The organism is Candidatus Aramenus sp. CH1, assembly GCA_022678445.1.
Classification (GTDB): domain Archaea; phylum Thermoproteota; class Thermoprotei_A; order Sulfolobales; family Sulfolobaceae; genus Aramenus.
Map to the genome: position 1 here is coordinate 60,680 of JALBWU010000007.1, position 14,321 is coordinate 75,000.

Annotated in this window: 15 protein-coding genes and 1 rRNA gene (1 of these 16 cut by a window edge); 9 read left to right on the forward strand and 7 right to left on the reverse strand. The window is 49.2% G+C overall.

Translation table 11 applies throughout. The annotated features are described in order from the left end of the window. Positions 1 to 192 precede the first annotated feature (192 nt). On the reverse strand, positions 193 to 1,443 hold the full coding sequence (locus MPF33_06310) for an arginine deiminase family protein (GenBank protein MCI2414842.1): 1,251 nt from the start codon (positions 1,441 to 1,443) through the stop codon (positions 193 to 195). A 31-nt stretch (positions 1,444 to 1,474) separates the two neighbouring features. Then, entirely contained in the window at positions 1,475 to 2,104 is a 630-nt protein-coding gene (locus MPF33_06315) for a hypothetical protein (protein ID MCI2414843.1), read from the reverse strand. Between the two features lie 308 nt (positions 2,105 to 2,412). On the opposite strand from MPF33_06315, the gene MPF33_06320 reads away from it, so the two are divergent. From MPF33_06320 to MPF33_06340, 5 genes are read left to right on the forward strand one after another with little or no spacing between them, the layout of a single operon-like run. Further along, entirely contained in the window at positions 2,413 to 2,676 is a 264-nt protein-coding gene (locus MPF33_06320; protein ID MCI2414844.1) for a hypothetical protein, read from the forward strand. A 22-nt stretch (positions 2,677 to 2,698) separates the two neighbouring features. Next, a complete protein-coding gene (locus MPF33_06325; protein ID MCI2414845.1) occupies positions 2,699 to 4,015 on the forward strand; it encodes a glycosyltransferase family 4 protein in 1,317 nt (438 codons plus the stop codon). Positions 4,016 to 4,019: 4 nt separating this feature from the next. Further along, positions 4,020 to 5,771, forward strand: a complete 1,752-nt coding sequence (locus MPF33_06330; protein MCI2414846.1) for a glycoside hydrolase family 15 protein — start codon at positions 4,020 to 4,022, stop codon at positions 5,769 to 5,771. Continuing rightward, positions 5,755 to 6,288: a hypothetical protein gene (locus MPF33_06335; GenBank protein ID MCI2414847.1), complete on the forward strand. Its 534-nt coding sequence runs from the start codon at positions 5,755 to 5,757 to the stop codon at positions 6,286 to 6,288. Before MPF33_06330 ends, MPF33_06335 begins: the two co-directional genes overlap by 17 nt. 34 nt (positions 6,289 to 6,322) lie before the next feature. Further along, positions 6,323 to 6,745, forward strand: a complete 423-nt coding sequence (locus tag MPF33_06340) for a universal stress protein (GenBank protein MCI2414848.1) — start codon at positions 6,323 to 6,325, stop codon at positions 6,743 to 6,745. Positions 6,746 to 6,800: 55 nt separating this feature from the next. Here the strand turns inward: MPF33_06340 and MPF33_06345 are convergent, their stop codons facing one another. The 4 genes from MPF33_06345 to MPF33_06360 form a co-directional block, all read right to left on the reverse strand. Beyond that, the gene (locus MPF33_06345; GenBank protein ID MCI2414849.1) at positions 6,801 to 7,082 is read right to left on the reverse strand and encodes a zinc ribbon domain-containing protein; all 282 of its coding nucleotides are present in this window, start codon (positions 7,080 to 7,082) and stop codon (positions 6,801 to 6,803) included. Between the two features lie 179 nt (positions 7,083 to 7,261). Beyond that, positions 7,262 to 8,482 (reverse strand): hypothetical protein, encoded by a 1,221-nt coding sequence (locus MPF33_06350; protein MCI2414850.1) that lies wholly within the window; start codon positions 8,480 to 8,482, stop codon positions 7,262 to 7,264. Further along, positions 8,482 to 9,942 carry a hypothetical protein gene (locus tag MPF33_06355; GenBank protein MCI2414851.1) on the reverse strand — a complete coding sequence of 487 codons (1,461 nt, stop codon included), beginning with the start codon at positions 9,940 to 9,942 and terminating at the stop codon, positions 8,482 to 8,484. Before MPF33_06355 ends, MPF33_06350 begins: the two co-directional genes overlap by 1 nt. A 265-nt stretch (positions 9,943 to 10,207) precedes the next feature. Continuing rightward, entirely contained in the window at positions 10,208 to 10,684 is a 477-nt protein-coding gene (locus tag MPF33_06360; protein ID MCI2414852.1) for a PaREP1 family protein, read from the reverse strand. A gap of 180 nt (positions 10,685 to 10,864) precedes the next feature. On the opposite strand from MPF33_06360, the gene MPF33_06365 reads away from it, so the two are divergent. The 4 genes from MPF33_06365 (at position 10,865) to MPF33_06380 (ending at position 12,257) form a co-directional block, all read left to right on the forward strand. Continuing rightward, positions 10,865 to 11,188 carry a hypothetical protein gene (locus MPF33_06365; protein MCI2414853.1) on the forward strand — a complete coding sequence of 108 codons (324 nt, stop codon included), beginning with the start codon at positions 10,865 to 10,867 and terminating at the stop codon, positions 11,186 to 11,188. A gap of 114 nt (positions 11,189 to 11,302) precedes the next feature. Continuing rightward, complete coding sequence (locus MPF33_06370; GenBank protein ID MCI2414854.1) at positions 11,303 to 11,755, forward strand: hypothetical protein; 453 nt, start codon at positions 11,303 to 11,305, stop codon at positions 11,753 to 11,755. Next, positions 11,724 to 12,035, forward strand: a complete 312-nt coding sequence (locus tag MPF33_06375; protein ID MCI2414855.1) for a hypothetical protein — start codon at positions 11,724 to 11,726, stop codon at positions 12,033 to 12,035. Before MPF33_06370 ends, MPF33_06375 begins: the two co-directional genes overlap by 32 nt. Before the next feature lie 6 nt (positions 12,036 to 12,041). After that, the gene (locus MPF33_06380; protein ID MCI2414856.1) at positions 12,042 to 12,257 is read left to right on the forward strand and encodes a hypothetical protein; all 216 of its coding nucleotides are present in this window, start codon (positions 12,042 to 12,044) and stop codon (positions 12,255 to 12,257) included. Positions 12,258 to 12,361: 104 nt separating this feature from the next. Here MPF33_06380 and MPF33_06385 read toward each other — a convergent pair. Continuing rightward, a 23S ribosomal RNA gene (locus MPF33_06385) occupies positions 12,362 to 14,321 on the reverse strand (it continues 1,093 nt past the right edge of the window).

Genomic DNA, 14,321 nt, shown 5'->3' on the forward strand with positions numbered 1-14,321 from the left:
CTTCCTCAATGACCTCTCAGGCTCCACCGCGCTAGATTGCGAGCATCAGAGCACGCACGAGAAAGAGGAAATCTGGACGAGGAAGTGCCTAAGACTCCGTGTCTTGAGTTTACCTTAGCCTTTACACCTTTCACTACGGCTTCCAGTCGACCAAATCCTCATTGCTCAACCTTTGGTGCTCTCGTTTACGCTTTAACTTCTGTGCAACGCTATAGTCATGCAGTGTATTCCCCCAAACCCGCCCGTGATCTCTCCCACGTCTGTCACCACGTAATCTATGCCCAGCTCTCTTACCTCCCTTTTCCTAGGGAAGAACGAGTTGTCGACCTTCAGCCTAGAGTACTCCCCCCTTACCTCCTCCAGTAACTTAGCGTACCCCCTCCTCTGCAGATAGGACATAACGTTCTTTGAGTTTACCTCCGAGTCCAGGGCTAGGATTTTGCCGTTGTCAACCGTAAGGAAGTTGGTGGAGTAAGCGATCTGCTCGAGTAGGCTCACCTCAACCAGCGTGAAGCCCTTCTCCTTGAAGAACTCCAGCAAGTTAGTCCTCCTCTTCAGCACGTAGCCCCTCTCCCCCAGCTCAAAGACCTCAGTAGTCGCAGTCTCAAGCGTCTTCCTGTTGCCGACTACCACTCCCTCCATTGGCGCGTTCAAGTACATGTCCAAGTGCATTGCCAGCATGTAGTCGTTCTCGTGGACTGAGGGGTTGTACACCACTGCGATCTCGTTGAACCCCGTAGCTTCAGCCACTTGAAACGCTCCCGCAATGCTAGTCCTGTCTCCGACTCCAAGTACTGCAAAGTCGCCAAAGGGCATGTAGTCCCCGCCCTCCGCGAATGCCGGTTCGGTTACCTCCTTTATCACGCGTTCCGAAAGCCCTTTCAATGCTAGCTTCACCAAGGTCGTCTCCCTAGCCCTTATCCTCTTGCTCATCCTCCCTATCACTACCCCCCTGTCAGTGACTACTGCTTGGTCCCTCGTGAAATACAAGTTGGCTAAGGGCTCCTCGTTGATGACCCTCGGCGTCGATTCCTCAGTGCCCAACGCCTTGTGGGTTAATACAGTGGGCTTGAGGAGGATAACGTTAAATATGGTCTCGGGGTCCAGCCTTTCCACGTCCCTCTTGAACTCCCTTACTTCTCCCTCTAGATCTCCCTCGCCCTCGAACCTTATGTAGTTTAAGGACTCAGAGCTGAGCTCCTGGAGGAAAGACTTGTCGTTTTTTGCCCTCTCCACTATGACGTCCTTCAGCTTGTACACCCTCACTCCCATTTCCCACAAGGTCCCCTGCATCCTCCTGTGTTCCTCTACTGCCTTTGAGAAGTCGAACCTTCTCATGTAAAGGAAGGACTCCGGGTCTAGGATACCGTAGAACATCTCTATGCCCGGCTCGTGGACCATTACAGTTCTGAGCCTCTGCCACTCGGCCTTTATTGCTGACATTACTAGAGAATCCGCAACGGCACATAAAAACTTAGTCTACGCTATTCAATATATTGAAAATTTTGTCTGCAAACTCTTTGAATTCCTCCGGTGTTTCGGACGATATACCCTTAAAGAATAGCTCCTTGTTAAAGGGGATAACGAGCCCGTGTTTCCCCACCTCCTCCCCCTTGTAGAGGTTTACGGCGACGCCGAGGCTCTTATGGTTGTAAAGCTGGCAGAAGGTCTGGAGGTACTTCTCGGTAGAGGATAACACAAAGGGGTTAGGGGTAGATATGGCCAAGGCAAAGTACTTGGCCTCAACTGCCCTATAGAACGCCTCGTACTCTAGGGAGACCACGTGGTCCAGGTGGGTGGGGACGTACACTATGGCTAAGTCGTTGTCATCGAGGTAGTGGGCGTAGACCTTGGCCACCTCCTCAACGTCCACGCTCTTTGGCTGTTTAGCAAAGTACAGGAAGGAGACTCCGTCCTTCTCTGCGTAAAAGTCTCCCCCGTCTATCAGGCTGTCCTCCACTCCAAAGACCTTCGCCAGTACGTTATAGGGCCCGTTCACGACTAGGACAACCTTCATCCTCCTGCCCAGCTCCCTAGCTAGGTAATAGGAAACTGTAGTCTTGCCCACACCCCCCTTGGCGCTCAACAGTGATAACCTTATCACAGATATAATTTAGTTATGTTCCCTAATAAAACCTTATATAATTTAGTTATGTTCCCTAATAAAAATAAGCCCTTTTCTGAATAACCATTCAATTAGTTGAAACTTTTCTGAATTAATATAAGGACGACAACCGTTGCCTTTAGGGCTGGAAGGAGATCAGTGGAGCCGTTATCAGTTTACGCTTAGGAGCTTGCATAATCTCTCGCCTGCCTTTCGCTCCGCGGGAAAATACCAGCGTAAGGCACTTAGCCCTTAATACCGCGTTCTGGCCTCTTAGCTTTATAAAAAACGCCTTCGAAGAGCACTTAATGGTCAAGCTCATAAATTGGAGGCTTATGAAGTTGGAAAGCGAGATTAACGTGGAGAGCAAAGTAAAGGGGGAGGACGCGGACGTCTTGATCCTCCCAGCTGGCAGGAACAAGTTAATAGAGTACTTCAAGTCGGAGGATATAGACACAAAGGAGAAACTGGTAATAAGGCAAGTCAAGAGGGGAAAGCTGGTAAAGGAAGCAAACAAGCTAAAGGGCGAGGGGTTCAGCGTAAAGGTCATCGTCGTCGCTCAAAGTTATTAAGGGTATTTTTTACATACTATTTATGATACGTAGCATAGCCATTAACACCCAGACTCCTCCCATTAGGTTTACCGTGACTTACAAGGACATAGTGGAGAGGTACGGCGTCTTGAGCCTCCCCCTTGACCTCTCCTTGCTCTCCCCAGATGAGTACTACCCCTCAGTTGGAGGGGTGGCCAAGATGATGTTTGGCCTCCTCTCTAGGATCAACGCCAAGAAGCGCTGGGTTTCCCTAGGGCCAGGGTATCCCCCTTCAGCTGTTATGGGCGACGTGGAGTTACACTTCGTGGACCTCCCCGCTGAACAACTCGCCCTGTACACAAGGTTTAAGGAGGGTATATACAACGAGAGCCACGGAGTCTCAAAGTACGACATCAACGGCGAGGACTACATAGCCTACGCTACTTACAACTGGCTCTCGGCCCAGAAGTTGCTTGAGTTCTACTCCGACACAGACGTGTACTTCGTAAACGACTTCCAACAGCTCTTGGTCGGGGGGATTATTGGGCCATCGGCCCCAGCAGTGCTCTGGTACCACATACCCTTCGTGCCAGAGAAGCTGAACCCTAGGCTCAGAGAGTTCTTAATAAGGTCTTTTGAAGGCTTCGACTCGCTGATCTTCAGCACAAAGAGGGACTTAGAGGGCTTGATAAGGACTGGGGCGAAGGTAAACGCGAGGCAGATCTACCCCTTCATCGACCCAAGGAGCTACTCGCAGAGGAGCAAGAACGACGTGGAGAGGGTGGAGGAGAAGTTCGGCATAGGGGAAGACGAGAAGGTTGTCCTCGTCGTTGCCAGGATGGACCCGATAAAGAGCCAGGACGTGGCAATAAGGGCAATAAAGGACCTAAACGTGAAGCTCGTCCTAGCTGGGGACGGAAGCTTCACGAGCAAGACACTGGGCCACAACAAGGCAGGGATGTGGGCTAAGAGGCTAAAGGACTTAGCGAGGGAGCTGAAGGTGGAGGGCAAGGTGGTCTTCACGGGCTACGTCACAGACGAGGAGCTCATGGCCCTCTATCAGAGGGCCGACGTTGTGACTTTGCCCTCAAACATAGAGGGCTTCGGGCTCGCGGTTTGTGAGGGCTGGCTCTACAAGAAGCCAGTAGTGGTGAGCAAGGGGGCTGGGGCCAGCGAGCTGGTGATCGAGGGAGTGAACGGCTACACCTTCTCCCCCGGAGACCACGAGGGAATGGCCAAGGGCATAGAGGGCGCGTTGAAGGGAGGGGAGAGGCTCGGGGAGATGGGCTACGAGACCGCCAAAAAGTGCTTTGTAGACAACGCCGTAAACGAGGTAAAGGCAGTTCTTGAGGAGGCAGTGAGCTCCTACAGGGTATGAGGTCATGGTACACTTCTACGCCTTCCTCTCCAACGGGCTCACCTCTGCCTTGGAAAACGACGGTAGCATAGATTGGTTCCCCTGCCCAAGGTTTGACTCGCCCTCTGTTTTCACTAAGCTCTTGGACAGAGAAGGGGGACACTTCGCCGTAAGGCCCCTAGTGGAGTACGTGTACAGGAAGGAGTACTTGAGGGACTCCCTAATCTTGGAGAGCGAGTTCAAGGTAAAGGACGGGAAGAGGCTTAGGCTCGTCGACTTCCTCCCCCTCTCCCTTCCTGGGATAATAAGGATCTACGAGAGCGAGATACCCTTCTACGCTGAAGTGAAGCCTTCCTTCAGCTACGGACTCATAAAGCCTGGGGTAGAGGTAAGGGAGGCAGGATTGATCTTCAAGAACCCGACGTCCAAGGAGGGGGTAGAGGTGTTGGTACACGGGGACTTCCAGATAGAGGGGGACAGGATACTGTTCAACCCGGGTAAGGGATACCTCTACCTCCTCTACTCCAAGGACTTGAGGTACGGGCTGTTCAGCCAGAAGGGCTTCGTGTACTCAAAACCCTACGAGGCCTTAGAGAGGGCCCTCAAGTACTGGAGGGGACAGCTCGAAAAGGCCAGGAAGACCAAGACCTTTGAGGAGGAATTCAAGAGGTCCCTCCTAGTCCTCCTGGGGCTCATCTACACCCCCTCCGGTGGGATAATAGCTTCCCCCACCACTTCCCTCCCGGAGATAGTCAGAAAGGAGAGGAACTGGGACTATAGGTACGTGTGGGTGAGGGACGCGTCGTACTCCGCAGAGGCCTTAATAAAGGCAGGGCTGGCTCTGAGGGGGAGGGACATCCTTAGCTTCCTCACGTCTATGATAGACCCCTCCTCAAAGAGCTTTGACCACCCCTTCTACAGCGTGGACGGCACAGCTCCCCCAGCTGAGGAGGAAGTCCCCTGGTTGGAGGGCTACAAGGGCTCTAGGCCAGTGAGGATAGGCAACGGGGCTTACCTACAAGTGCAGAGCGACATAGAGGGGGCCTACCTGCACGCCCTCTACGAGTACTACAGGGCAACCGGGGACAAGGAGTTCGTCAGGGACGTGTGGTGGGCAATAGAGGCAATAGCTAATTGGGTAAAGAACTCCTGGAAAGAGAAGAGCACAGACATCTGGGAGCAGAGGGGGGTGTACGAGCACTTCGTCCACACCAAGGTGATGGACTGGGTTGCAATGGACAGGGCGTACAAGCTGGCAGAGGAGGTGGGGGTGGGCAGGGTGGAATGGAAGGAAGTTGCAGAGGAGATAAGAGAGGACGTCCTAGCCAACGGGTACTCGGAGAGGAAGAAGAGCTTCGTGAGGTACTACGGTAGCGAGGAAGTTGACGCAGCACTCCTAACCCTGCCCCTCTACGGCTTCGTGGACGCCAGAGACCCCAGGTTCCTCTCCACCTTGGAGAGGATAGAGAAGGAGCTCTCTGTCTCCAAGGGGCTCCTTCTGAGGTACAGGGAGGACTTTATAGGGGAAGTAGTAAACCCCTTCACCCTTGTCTCCACTTGGCTCGCAAGGGTGTACGTTAGGCTAGGGAAGATAGAGGAGGCAGTGGAGACGCTGAAGAGGCTGGTTGAGTGCTCTACTGACCTAAAGCTCATGGCAGAGCACTACGAGAGAGGGACGTGCGAGCCCATGGGCAACTTCCCCCACGTCTTTCCCCACTCTGGGTTAATAATGGCAGTGACGGAAATAGAGGAGATGGGCAATGGAAACTATGGCTAAGAGGTACTTAGAGGAGGCAGTGGAGGAGGTGGAGAAGTACGGCTCCTTCTCCTCAATGTACTTGATAGTGAAGAAGCTGAGGGACGAGTTCGATAGGCTTTCCAAGGAGGAGTTCAGGGAGTACGACTTTAAGATAGACGACCTGGTGCTCCTCTCCTTAAAGGGAGAGATGTGTAAGGTTAAGCTCCTCGTCTCCTCCTTCTTAGTCCACGACTACCTTTCAAGGAAGTACGTCGTACAGGACGGACTGTTCTACTTCAGGTGGAGCAAGAGGATCTTCGTATATAGCCCTAGAGTGGAGTCCCACCTCCTCTACCTCGTTAGACTGGGCTACCTAGAAGGGGGCAAGAAGTTCAAGCTGAGCAAAAAGGGTAAAACGGAGGCAGATTCGATAATGTCCATCCTTGGTAGAGAGGAAGTGAAGGATATAACTAGCCTGGTGGAGAACGTTATTAGGGCTAAGAAGTTAAAGGATTTAAAAAGGTACGTCAAGGAATACCTCTTTGCTACAGTATAGTTAACCTTAAAATCTATTTAGAGAATTAATGGCGATGTTTGAAAGAATACTCGTGGCCTACGATGGTTCAGAGAACGCCAAGAGAGCGTTATTACAAGGAATAGAGTTAGCAAAGCTATTTAACTCACGTCTGTTCGTAGTGGAGGCAATAGACGTGACGGTGTTCTATAACGCAGGGATATTGCCCCCGCTCTCGGCCCTAAAAGACCTAGAGAAAAAGGCTAAGGCGGATATGGCCGAGGCAACGGAGCTGGCAAAAAGCCAAGGAGTGGACGTCATCACGGACGTGATTGAGGGAGATCCTGCCACTTCAGTCCTAGACTACGCCGAAAAGAACAACGTCGATTTAATACTAGTGGGTAGTCGTGGACTCTCCAGGTTTAAGAAGGCCTTCCTGGGTAGCGTGTCCACTGCTATACTCAACCACGCCAAGGTACCGGTAATGGTAGTGAAGTAGCGGACTTTTCTGACCCCCTCCTCGCCCTGCGAGGGTTCTGCCTAGGTCTAAGGCGTTACTCCCCCTTAAAGGAGATACCCCGTGATGTGAAGAGAAAGGAAAGAGAGGTTTTCCAAAGCGTTGACTTCTTCACTTCTAGTTTCACAATGTTTAACGCTCCGCTAACGTTGGTGTGAAGTTTACGGCCAAAAGGACAGTTTACGACTCCCCTAGGCCTTCTATCAACTTCAGCGCCGTGGTAAGCGCAGAATCTTGACGTGTTATACTCAACAACTAGATATGTGTTTATACCATCGTAAAGCTTGTTCACTATAGCGCCAACTTGCGATAAGACCAAATGTTCACAGCAAACTTGTTAACCCTTGTTATTAAAAGTCTCGGCCCCTTTATACTAAACTTCCTTCTTGATAAAAGAGCTACAAACCTCGTTTTTAAGGCTAGGAAAAGGTTCAGTTCCTACAAAATTACCCTACGCTTTTGGTCCAGGGCTTTACACGTGAAGTAAAATCTTGAAAGTCAGGAAATCTTTCCCTTAAGTTCATCGTAAGCTTTCTTTACCTCCTTCAAGAAGTCCTCAAACGAAATCAACTTTACGCTCTTTTCCCCATTCTTGTCGTCGTCTTTAACCGGTATTAGCACTTGAAGTTTATCAAACTTCTCAAGAGTTAGGAGTCCAGCAATCCTCTCAGCGTAAAGCAGAGCGGGTAAAGGTCTTAGGACTATCCACACATCGTCCCAATTCTTACTGTATTTCTCGTATGTTTCGTTAATTTCATGTATAGGATCTTTTCCAAAGCTTGTCTTTGCGTCAATTGCCACATATTTACCTTTAACTCTCGCTTGTACGTCTGGCACTTGACTACTCTCCAATCGTTCCTCTACCTTGACGTCCTTCACGTCTAAGCCTTCGTTCTTGATTAAGTAGTAAACAATGACGTCCTTCAATCCCTTGTGTTGTGAGCTTTCAACGCCACCAACAGAGGCCTTATGCAGATACACATCGTAGTTAGGACCGTACTTTTCCTTTAAATACGTTTTCGCCGTGTTGTATATTAGATTAAAGGAGGCATCGATTTGCTTTAGCACCTCGAAAGACTTAGCTTTTTTGAAATCTAGATCGAGACCAGAAGCGCCGTAAGCTAAAGCAGTTAATAGCTCATTGGTTAGGCTATATTGGATTGCTTTCTTGTTTTCGCTCGCGAGTTCCTCGTCCACAAGCAAATAGTGGGGAGAAAGATGGAGCATGTATTTCCTGTAAAGGCTGAAAGGTACAATAAATACCTTGAACTGATAGCCCATAAGGCTGGGACCTGTCTCCTCAAAAGCTTTTTCAACGTAGTCCTCGTTTTCCACAAATAGTGCGGGGTCAAAGACGTAGATGCCCTCCCTGTATCCCGACTCATCCGTTTTCATCTCGTTGAGTTGGTTTGGATTCTCGATGAAAATGGGGTTAAAATCCTTCCCGCGTTTAATCTTTGTTATTTCCAAGGACAATCTAGCTAAACTGTACTGAATTCCCTTCTTTCTCTCGTCGTAGACTATTACAGTAGATTCGTCAATATTTGTAAACGCTTCAACGCCCTTTTCTATGTAGTCGTAAAGTTCTTCCGGAATATTTCTCCTTTTCCTCCTCTCTTCTTCTTTTTTATAGGCAGCAGATACTATTTGAAGAGAAGACGTTAAATGCGGGCCAGTTTTACCTTTTGCTCCTAGATATACCTCTATAATCTTATACATTAAGGTCCTGGCACTGGACCCCTCGCCATATGCTCTCCTTTTTCAAATACGCAACTCAAGGTTGCGCTGTACCACTCGTCTGGAGAATCCCCTTCCTCTATAACCTCTGCCAAACACTCGTCGACGAAGCTAAGAAGCCTATACTCCTTCATTTGGTTTAGTTTATCCCTTACCTTGTCTATAACTGCCCTAGCTTGTTCAGCGTATGGGCGAGCCTCATCGTAGGTTTTATGCCAATCAGAATACCAAGTAACCAGATAAGTAATTATTGCCCCAGCAACTACAGCAGAAAGCCCAAGGGCAGAAATAATTGAGGCCTCTGCCTTGTTTGCGCTACCAACTAGCTCTCTGCTGATCTCAAGAACGTTGGACACGCCAAGTTGATTAGCGTACTCTGCAATTCCAGCGTCACTGTAATCTGTAGGAGGCCGCACAAACTGAAGCACCAGCACACCATAACCACCAATAGTTGCCGAAGTACCTTGATAGACTAACCCTACAAGGCCTAGCCTTTTGCAACCACTTAGGCAAGAAAGAGAGGAGAAGATTGGAGCACCAATTAAAGCATCTAAAGAGTCAGGAAATTTCTGAAGCTTACCATCGTTGCCAACTAGATGCTCACAAAACTGTGGGTTTAGTAGAGAGTTCTGGGATCCCGCTGCTAGCAAGACTTGGCAGAACGCATTCATTACGCTTATTGGTGTAGGAACGTAAATTAAGGATGAAGGGAGAAGATAAGGCGGTAACTTAACACCTACTGGATTACTATTTGTCATTACGCCAAGGAATGGAAGAGGAGGACGAGCAGAGATTACTCTTAGAATTCCTTGAAGAGGATCCGTAGTATACTTGCCTCCTGACTCATATATAAGGCTGCCAAGCCCTACGGTCAAATCATCTTCAGGGTATCCTAAAAGATAGGGTAAGTAGTTCATTACTACCCCTGCTCCCACTTTATTCTCAAACGCGTCTATGATCCATCCAACTACGGGGGTTTGGCAACCCTCTGGTAATCCAGGCTGCACCCAAGCTCTAGAGAGCCTCGAAGTCCTCACTTGAAGAACTATTATGTTTGAGGGGGCGTTCCTTATTGCGTCAAAAAGGTAAACTCCCTCTTCAGCTTTGAGTGTAAACTCAGTAGTGCCCTGATAGGCGTGAAATGCCTTATCTTGTATCCAGTAATTCGACTTCCCGCCTATGTAGTAATAGTTTCCCTCGTTTGACCTAATTATTATTCCGTGCCTCATTGCTTGAAATACGTTTTTAGTACTAATTGAAACCCTGCCAGATACTGCCAGTGCTGGAAAAACCTCGTAAGGTGTTCCAGAGCTAAGAATTCCTTTCAATCCTTGAGCTGTACAGACTGCAGTGTCCCTTGTAGCGTAGAGTGCCACAGTAGAGCCTACTATAGCACCAACTAGTCCATCTGAAAGTATTGATGTAACAACTGTCTCTGTCATATAAAAATTCTTGGTGTTATCAAAATAAAAACTTAGATAATTTATGGACTACATGAATTCACAGGAAGCTTCGGGCCAGGAATAATTAGCACTGCAGGAATGTTAGGAGTAGAACTGGGTGTGCGAACAACAATTTCATCACTTCCATAAAATTCAATTTTATTCTGAACTGATGCAATAGATTTTTCCGAATAAATCAGAAGAATATTTTCAACATTCAGTTTAGAAATTTCAGACAATAGCTTAACGTATTGAAGAACAGTAATCAAGAGAGTTCTTTCATGAGAATTCTTTCGCACTCTTCAAACATCTTCCTTACCGTTTCAACATACGATTTAATATCCTCTACACCTAGCTTCATCTCGTGAAATCCCCAGACGTGAAGATAATACGCACTGCTCCACCCGCTAATTATCCAGTCACCAACTATATGAGCTAAAGTGTTTACTGCTTTTCCCAGAGTGTAAATATACCATCTATCTTTGATGAACTGTTGGTACTCGTTTATGTTGTACTTTTCAGCCAAAGCCTTTACTACCTCTTCAGCCACTTTATATGCCTTCTCAGAAGCTTGAACGGGATCGCCTTTTTTAAGATATTCCTTAACTTCATTAAGGTATTTCTCAGCTAATTCCATCCTTACCTTTAAGCTCTCTTTAGGGTCCTTCACAGCTATTGCAGCTATTATCAAATCCTCCACATTTATCCCTTTTTCTTCAGCCCTCTTTATTAACTCTTCCACGATTTAGATTTTGCAAGGAGCAATTAAAAACTTGAAGCAATACATTAACTACTTACTGTGTAGGAAATTTTCAAGGGAAAGAACTGTACTCCTGTTGCTCTAGAGATTTCGGGAATCCGTTCCTTGTTACAAGCTACAAGGCCTGGTCGTTGAGCGGTTTCATATAAAAAGGAAAACGAGTTGAGAAAGCAAAAAGTTTTTTCCCCACGAAGAAAATTTATCGATATGTGCGGAGAACTTCTCGACATTGATTACGGATCAATGAGTTTGTGGGATCAATACATAAGAGAGGACGTAATGAAGGTTTATGTGGCTACGTCGAAGGTTCTCGAGTTATACCGTCAAGTTGAGCAGTACGCTAATCTAACTTATGATAGATTAGACGATAAAATGAAGGAAATATTGTTAGGAGGAGTTATAAGGAAGGAGGATGGATCCTTTGATTACACGGAAAATAGCAGTGCTAAATTTTACAAGGACGTCTTTGGGTTAACGTTGGACTAAAACGCTTACGTGCATTCACTTCAAGCAAACACTTCCGTTCCTATTAAAATCAAAATAACAAATCCAATAAAGTTGGGATCCTCTGATAAATCAATTAAGACTTATATTCAAGAAATGAACAACTTAGCGAAGAAGATAATCGGTGTCGGTGGAAATTACCCGCAGGGGAATGTTGTAAACGTTTCCTTAAGTGATTTAAACGGAGTTGTAGAGGCTTTCAAGGAGCTCCTTGAGGCTTTACTCAATTTCTCATCAGTTTACAACCCGAAAACGTTCTTTGTAACCTCCTTGACTGGCAACACTCTCAAAGCGTTTTTGGAAGCTTATGATAAACTGAACGATCAAGGCGTTAGGAATGCAGTATTTAGAAAGTTTGGGGTGCAACCTCTAATTGATTTCTCTCAGAATATAGGGCAAAGAGAATACGTAATATATGGATATAGGGACACCTCTTTAGGCCGTTATATTACAAATCTCAACAAAATGGCTAACGTCTTTTTACATGATTTTAAAACAGAAATTATACAGCTAGAAAGTGATACAGAGAGATTTCGAATCCTTACTTAGCTACTACACATCCTCTCCTCTAGGAAAAGTGATAAGAGATGCTTGGTGGAACTGGATACAATGTTTCATATCTCAATCTAATCCTTCAACAGTAATGTGTGAAAACACTTATAGCGAGGGCTACTACAGGGACTGGTCTAAAGAATATACCCTTGTGGAAATGCTTGAGGAATTTTCGATTCCTCTCTTGCTATATTATGAATTAGAACTAGAAAATGATCAAGATTATTTAAGAATGAATTTGGAACCTAAGCATCGTGTGTTTATTCCTAGGGAGTGAGGATAAATGAATAAGGAGAAAAGAGAAGGAGACGTCAAGGAAAGAAGAGACGAGTCGTATTATTACAGGGCCAATAAAAGTTTTGAGGACGAGAATGAGTTAGATAACTCAGCTCAAGAGTCTAGAAAAGTGTTACGAACAATAGTCCTTTTAGATAAAGGACTGACGGGGAAAACCAAATTGAATAAGGATCTAACACTTGTTTATAGGAAACAAGACTAAGGCTCGAGAATAGATTCAAACTTCAAAAACACTTAAGAAGATTAAAAACAGAAAAAGGGGAATATGAGGCTAGCCACTACCATTTACGCAAGACCACCTAAGGGTGACTGCCTTGGCTTGCCCTTTGGGAGTGGCGGGCTGAACCCCTCGGGCTTTCGCCCTCGAGGCTTACACCCCCACCCCATCAAGCCCATGTTTTTTGGGTGGGCTCCCGCAGGCCCCCTTTCGGAGACCTGCACGGCCGCCTCTTTTCGGGGAGGGGTTCTCGCTTAGATGCTTTCAGCGATTACCCCTCAGGGCGTGGCTGCCCGGCAGTGCCCTACCGGACAACCGGTAGACTAGAGGCCCCGGTACCCTGTTCCTCTCGTACTAGGGGTACCTTCCCCACAAGCGGCCCACACCCCCAACCCTTAGAGTCCGACCTGTCTCGCGACGGTCTAAACCCAGCTCACGTTCCCCATTAACGGGCGGGCAGCCCTACCCTTGGGGGCAGCTGCACCCCCAGGGTGGGAAGAGCCGACATCGATGTAGCAAACCGCGGGGTCGATGGGAGCTCTCGCCCGCGACGACCCTGTTATCCCCGAGGTAACTTTTCTGACATGCCCAGCCCCCACGTGTGGGGGCATGAGCGTTCGCTAGGCCGCGCTTTCGCGTCGAGTCCCCGTACTTTGAAGGGACTCGTCAGGCCAGCTTTTGCCCTTGCACTCTACGGCGGCGTCCTGTACCGCCTGAGCTGACCTTTGGGCTCCCGTGTTACCTTTTCGCGGGAGTGCCGCCCCAGCCGAACTGCCCACCTGACGTTGTTCCCCTTTCGGGGTTAGGTTCCCGAGCACCCATGGGTGGTGTTTCACTTTTGGCTCCACCGCCCCCGAAGGGACGGCTTCGACGCCTCCCACCTACTCTACGCATAGGCGCCCGGGAACCAGCGCCAGGCTGCAGTTAAGCTCTACGGGGTCTTCTCTCGGGGTTGGGGGTTGCGGGACTGTGAACCCACTCTGGGCGTTCATGGGGCCCCGGTCTGGGACAGTGGGGATCTCGTTGATCCATTCATGCACGCCGGAACTTGCCCGGCAAGGCATTTGGCTACCTTGAGAGGGTCAGAGTTACCCCCGGCCTTCAGCGGGGCTTCGCCCGGTTGAACCCGGGTTTAACCGACCGCCAGTGGCCAGGATTTAGCCCCCGTTCACACCCTTACGGGCTAGCGGGGACCTATGTTTTTATTAAACAGTCAGATCCCCCTGGTCACTGCGACCTACCACTGCAGGGTCACTACAGTGGTAGGCATCCCTTCTTCCGAAGGTACGGGACCAATTTGCCGAGTTCCCTAGACCGGGTTAACCCCCAGACGCCTTGGGCTTCTCACCTAGGGGCACCTGTGTCGGTTCTTGGTACGGTCCCGGAGGATCGCTCCGAGCTCCCTTTTCACGGGGACCAGGGATCAGGGGAACCCCCCATACGGGAGGCCCATCGCACCTTCGCCCCCTTCTCACCATTACGGCTCTCCAGGGGCTTAAGTACTTGGGTGGGGCGGTGGCCCCACTCCCCCTACCCCGATCCGTCAGGAGCCCGGCTCGCGTTGCCGCACCTACCTCCGAGGCAGGGGAATATTAACCCCTTTCCCTTTCGGCAGGTACCAGTTAGGCCCTGCCTTAGGACCGGCTCACTCCCGGCTGACGACCATTGCCGGGAAACCCTTGCCCTTCCGGCGAGGGGGATTCTCACCCCCTTTCGCTATTACTGCCGCCGGGATCTGCACCCGCGGATGGTCCAGTGGACCTCTCGGCCCACCTTCTGACCAACCGCGGCGCCTCCCTACCGAGTGGGACCCACTGGATCCCACCCCCCGGGTCTCGGTGGCTGGCTTGAGCCCCGACCAATCTTCGGGGCCCCCAGCCTCGGCGGGTGAGCTGTTACGCACTCCTTAGAGGATGGCTGCTGCTGGGCCCACCTCCCCGCTGTCTAGGGCTGGGGACGCCCTTCTGGTTGGCACTTAGCCAGCACTTAGGGACCTTAACCCGGGTCTGGGTTGTTTCCCTCTTGCCACCCGACCTTACGCCGAGTGAC